This window comes from Vibrio sp. (assembly GCF_050299255.1).
Lineage (GTDB): Bacteria > Pseudomonadota > Gammaproteobacteria > Enterobacterales > Vibrionaceae > Vibrio.
The window spans coordinates 1-4,553 of record NZ_JBNKVP010000132.1; the positions used below are offsets into that span (position 1 = coordinate 1).

Annotated in this window: 6 protein-coding genes; 3 read left to right on the forward strand and 3 right to left on the reverse strand. The window is 44.6% G+C overall.

Annotation, left to right across the window (positions count from 1 at the left end; genetic code table 11):
- Window positions 1–196: 196 nt before the first annotated feature.
- Window positions 197–661: a hotdog fold domain-containing protein gene (locus tag ACQY6F_RS18140; RefSeq protein ID WP_428776455.1), complete on the forward strand. Its 465-nt coding sequence runs from the start codon at window positions 197–199 to the stop codon at window positions 659–661.
- A gap of 171 nt (window positions 662–832) precedes the next feature.
- Here ACQY6F_RS18140 and ACQY6F_RS18145 read toward each other — a convergent pair whose 3' ends face one another.
- On the reverse strand, window positions 833–1,156 hold the full coding sequence (locus ACQY6F_RS18145) for a hypothetical protein (RefSeq protein WP_428776456.1): 324 nt from the start codon (window positions 1,154–1,156) through the stop codon (window positions 833–835).
- 149 nt (window positions 1,157–1,305) lie between these two features.
- Here ACQY6F_RS18145 and ACQY6F_RS18150 point away from each other — a divergent pair, with 149 nt between their 5' ends.
- Entirely contained in the window at window positions 1,306–1,488 is a 183-nt protein-coding gene (locus tag ACQY6F_RS18150) for a hypothetical protein (protein WP_428776458.1), read from the forward strand.
- 85 nt (window positions 1,489–1,573) lie between these two features.
- Here ACQY6F_RS18150 and istB read toward each other — a convergent pair whose 3' ends face one another.
- Together istB and istA are read right to left on the reverse strand one after the other, a co-directional pair.
- Window positions 1,574–2,329 (reverse strand): IS21-like element helper ATPase IstB, encoded by a 756-nt coding sequence (gene istB, locus ACQY6F_RS18155; RefSeq protein ID WP_428776459.1) that lies wholly within the window; start codon window positions 2,327–2,329, stop codon window positions 1,574–1,576.
- A complete protein-coding gene (gene istA / locus ACQY6F_RS18160; RefSeq protein WP_428776461.1) occupies window positions 2,319–3,836 on the reverse strand; it encodes an IS21 family transposase in 1,518 nt (505 codons plus the stop codon). Before istA ends, istB begins: the two co-directional genes overlap by 11 nt.
- A gap of 72 nt (window positions 3,837–3,908) precedes the next feature.
- Between istA and ACQY6F_RS18165 the strand changes: the two genes are divergently transcribed.
- On the forward strand, window positions 3,909–4,553 hold a 645-nt coding region (locus tag ACQY6F_RS18165; protein WP_428776462.1), incomplete at its 3' end, for a hypothetical protein.

A 4,553-nucleotide genomic window follows, 5' to 3' on the forward strand; every position in this document is an offset into this window, starting at 1 on the left:
AATTTTGAATACACGTGATTTGTCAGTTACTAATTAAGATACTGAAAGTTAAAGTTGGCACGTCAATAAATTAGATGTTGATGTAACGTCAAGGTGATTCGTTTAAGTTCAAGGGTTTGAGTGTAGGAATAATCAGGTTTCATAAAATAACGTGAATAACTTTTGCCGTAATTCATAAATAGAGCCGAGACAGAATATGGTCGATAATTACTTACTGAAAATATATAAAAAATTTTTGAAGCTCCCATTTGGCAGGAGCATTTTTAGCTGGTATTCAGCACGAAAAGCACCTTACTTCTCAACTATATCTCCTCTAATCACAGAACTTAGATCTGATCGTTGTGAAGTAAAAATAAAGAAGCGAAAATTATTACAAAATCACATTGGTACAGTTCACGTTATAGCGATTTGTAATGGGCTTGAAATGGCGATGGGGTTTATGTGTGAGGCATCTATCCCAAAAAATTTACGTTGGATACCAAAGGGGATGGAGGTCAAGTATCCAGCGAAGGCTGACACGAATATCAGGTGTGTCGCAGAGGTCCCATATGGTGCGTGGAAACCAGGAGATTTGCCAGTAACAGTAAAAGCATATGACTTATATGGTAACGTTGTTGTAGAGGGTACGATTACAATATGGATCAGTGAAAGAAGAAATTAATGCACGAAGTTAATGATCATTCTTTTGGTTCGAAATGACTTTTATGAAAATCGGGTCTACTGAATTAATAGCTGAAAAGAATCTAGCTCAAATCTAATTTGACTGTGGCACCATTAAAAAATGAGTAACTGTCAGATTAAGTCTGAGCTAGTACACTGGCAGAAATGCCAATCATCGTATTGCAACTTCGAGGTTATTTACACAAGAGCCAGCGTCAAATGTTACTACTTTTTCTCCTGTATTCCCTTTTAGGTGTACTTTAACAATTTTCTTTTGTTGGTTGTTGACCACGCCGTCTATCACTATTTGGGCATTTTCATTTCCATCTAACTGGTAAGAAATAGCTAGTGTCGTTTCCCCAACAAATTGGCAATCGTAAGTGGTGGAACCTGCTAAAACAGTGTAGTCAACTTGGTCTTCATCATCTTGCGCGTGAGCAGCGAAGCTCATTGCGTATACGATTGCTAACCACGTGGTTAGCGTTAATCCTTTCATATACTTATCCTTTTTCTTCTTATGTTAATTGTCAGTAAATAGTTGACATTATACTTTTGTCTAAATTATGTTCCTATTAGTTTTATTGCACTTTGGCAAAAGTGTAAAGGGAAACGGAAAAGTATTACACAGGGCAAAGGACAATAATAATGAAGAGCATTTTTCAAAGTGCGCTAGTCGCTGCGTCATTTTTAACGCTATTTACTTCAGTTCTTGCAAGTGCAGACACTGAAGTGCCAATGACGTTGGAAGGGCAATTCAGGGTTGATGAATCTGGTGCCGCTGCCTATTCGATTCCCATAAAAATGCTGCCTGGCAGAGCAGGTTGTTGATTTGCAGCTAAATCTGATCCATGTTTTGCACTGAATTTTGATCCACCATGTTCGTTAGATTAATGCCACTTTTTGGCTGTGATTGCTAGTTATTCCTCCCCTTAGCTCGTTGTGATGATTGTTTAAATCGGTAGCTGTCATTGCCAGTTTCGATGATATGGCAGTGATGCGTTAGCCTATCCAGTAAGGCCGTTGTCATCTTTGCATCGCCAAACACTTTTGACCATTCTGTGAAGTTAAGATTGGTTGTGATGATAACGCTGGTTCGTTCGTACAGCTTGCTGAGCAGATGGAACAACAAGGTGCCTCCTGCCTGACTGAAGGGCACATAGCCTAGTTCATCAAGGATAATGATATCGATAGCCCCAAGTCGATTGGCTGTTCGTCCCACATGGCCTTGTAATTTCTCCTGCTCTAACTGATTAACCAGCTCGATGGTAGACAGGAAGCGCACTCTGAGGTGATGATGTTGAATCGCCTGCACACCGATTGCGGTAGCCAGATGAGTTTTGCCGGTACCAGGCCCGCCGACCAGAACGATATTCTGACAGTCTTGTACGAACTCACAACGGTGTAATCCTTTTACCAGCATGGCATCCACGGTACTTTCGGTAAAGTCGAAGCCATATAAATCCCGGTAAGCAGGGAATCTGGCCGTTTTCATTTGATAGGCGATGGAGCGCACTTCCCGGTCGGAGACTTCGGCTTTGAGCAAGGTCGTCAGTATGGGTAGCGCCTGCTGGTAGGCGGGTGAATTCTGCACTGATAACTCCTGTATGCTCTGCATCATGCCGTGGAGCTTGAGCGTTTTCAGGGTATGGATTAATGCTTCAATGTGCATACTTGGTCCCTCTCAGCTGTTCATAACGGGCGGTATCGATGGTTGGCTCGACGGTTAATTTCAATCTGTTGTCCAGTGGCACCGGCTCTGGGGTTTGCGGTTGGAGTAACCGGTTGAGGCAGTTAATGATGTGTGGTTTGGACGTGAGTCCAGCCTTAAGTGATTCGGTGATGGCTTGTTCAACCAGCGCCTCATCGTGATGTAGCACCAGTGACAGGATATCGACCATGTCACGGTCACCACCGGTTAGCTTCAGCCATTGTGACTGTAACTGACTGAAGGCATCGGGCAGGGTTTCGAACGGCGCACCATTGCGCAGTGCACCGGGTTTACGCTGGGCAACAAGCAAGTAGTGGCGCCAGTCATACACCGTTTGTCCTGGATGATTATGGTCACGGCTAAATACCCGACTGTGCTCTGCAATCTGCCGCCCTTCAGCAATACATACCAGTTTGGCCGGATACACATGTAAACTGATTAAGCGATTAGCATAGCTGGCCGGCACACTGTATTTGTTACGTTCGAACATGACCAGACAGGTGGATGAGACCCGTTTGGTCTGTTCGATAAATCCATCGAACGGTGCTGTTATTGCCATCAGGTGTGGCTGCTCGCTTTGCCAGATTTGCTCAACCGTTTGTTTGGCATACTCCGGATGAAGCTGGTTTTGCCATTGCTGGCGACAAGCGTCTTCCAGCCATGCATTCAGGGCATCGAGCGAATCAAACCTGGGCAGGCTATTCCACAGTGCATTGCGACTGTCCTGGACATTCTTCTCAATCTGGCCTTTTTCCCATCCCGCCGCCGGATTACAGAACTCAGGTTCAAACAGATAGTGACTTGCCATCGCCTGGAAGCGTTTATTGATAGTGCGTAGCTTGCCTTTACCGACCTTATCAACAGCCGTTTTCATGTTGTCGTAAATGCCGCGCTCCGGCACGCCTTTAAACACCCTAAAGGCATGGGCGTGGGCATCAAACAACATTTCATGAGTTTGAGTCCAATAAGCCCGCAAGTAAAACGCCCGGCTGTAGCTCAACTTAAAATGCGCCACCTGTAACTTTACTTTACGGCTTCCCACCCATGCCCAGTTTTCGCCCCAGTCGAACTGAAACGCTTCACCAGGTGCAAACTTTAACGGTACATAGGCATGTTTATTAGTCAGGAACTTTTGCTCTTCCCGCCACAGCCTGACAAACGCCGCCACCCGGTCATATGAGCCACTAAAGCCCAGCGAGACTAACTCACGATGGAGCAGTTTTACCGATTTACGTTGCTTACGCGGTTTCTTTGATTCTTTGCTAAGCCAGTCACAGAGTAACTGGTCATACTCATCCAGCTTTTTAGCTGACTGTCGCTTGGGGTAACTGGGTTCAACAATTTGACTGTTGAGGTACTTGCGGATGGTGTTTCTGGATAAGCCAGTTCGTCTGGCAATTTCCCGCTGTGACAGTCCATCTCTGAAATGCCAGCGTCTGATCACACATAATAATGCCACGTCTATCACTCCGTTTTCTCCTGCCAGAAGAACCGCAGGAGTCATTAAAGGAGTGGATCACTTTTCGATGCAAATTATGGGGTGAAATGGATCAGTTTTGGGTGCAATTCAACATACGGAAACTTGCTTACTCAAAACGTAACTGCTGACAGCAAAACCTCAACGGTTGAACATAGTTACAATTCCAGTACCGGACAAAAAGCGTGGACGAATGATCCGGACAAAGGTAAGTGGTATTACACTTTTAATGCTTGGGGGCAGTTGCTGACTCAAAAGACCGCAAGAAATCATACTTCTACACTTAAATATGATGGATTGGGCCGAAAAGTAAGAATGGACAGGGCTGGTGTTTCAACACTTTGTTGGAACTATGATCCAAGCGGCGCTTTTGGCATGTTAGGTAGCGCTGTATTGTATGGTTCTGGAGGCGTGAATTGTTCAAGTCCCGGTTCTGCAACAGTTAAAGAGTCTTCTAGCTATACTTATAATGCTGATAAGCAGACTGTGTCTGTCACTAAATTCCGCGGTGGACAATCATTCACAACGACTAATGGTTATGATTCATTGGGGCGTGTAGATACCGTTACCTATCCCACCGGTACGCAGAATTTTAAAACCAAAAGCTACTACAACTCTCACGGATACCTCTATAAAACGGTTAATGCCTACAACACATCAGAAGTTTATACCCAGGTTGTAGGAATGAATGAGTGGGGGAAAGTTTCC

Excerpts from the sequence above, each read along its gene's own strand:
- ACQY6F_RS18140 (WP_428776455.1), top strand. The coding sequence starts at position 197 with ATGGTCGATAATTACTTACTGAAAATATATAAAAAATTTTTGAAGCTC.
- ACQY6F_RS18145 (WP_428776456.1), bottom strand. The coding sequence starts at position 1,156 with ATGAAAGGATTAACGCTAACCACGTGGTTAGCAATCGTATACGCAATG.
- ACQY6F_RS18150 (WP_428776458.1), top strand. The coding sequence starts at position 1,306 with ATGAAGAGCATTTTTCAAAGTGCGCTAGTCGCTGCGTCATTTTTAACG.
- istB (WP_428776459.1), bottom strand. The coding sequence starts at position 2,329 with ATGCACATTGAAGCATTAATCCATACCCTGAAAACGCTCAAGCTCCAC.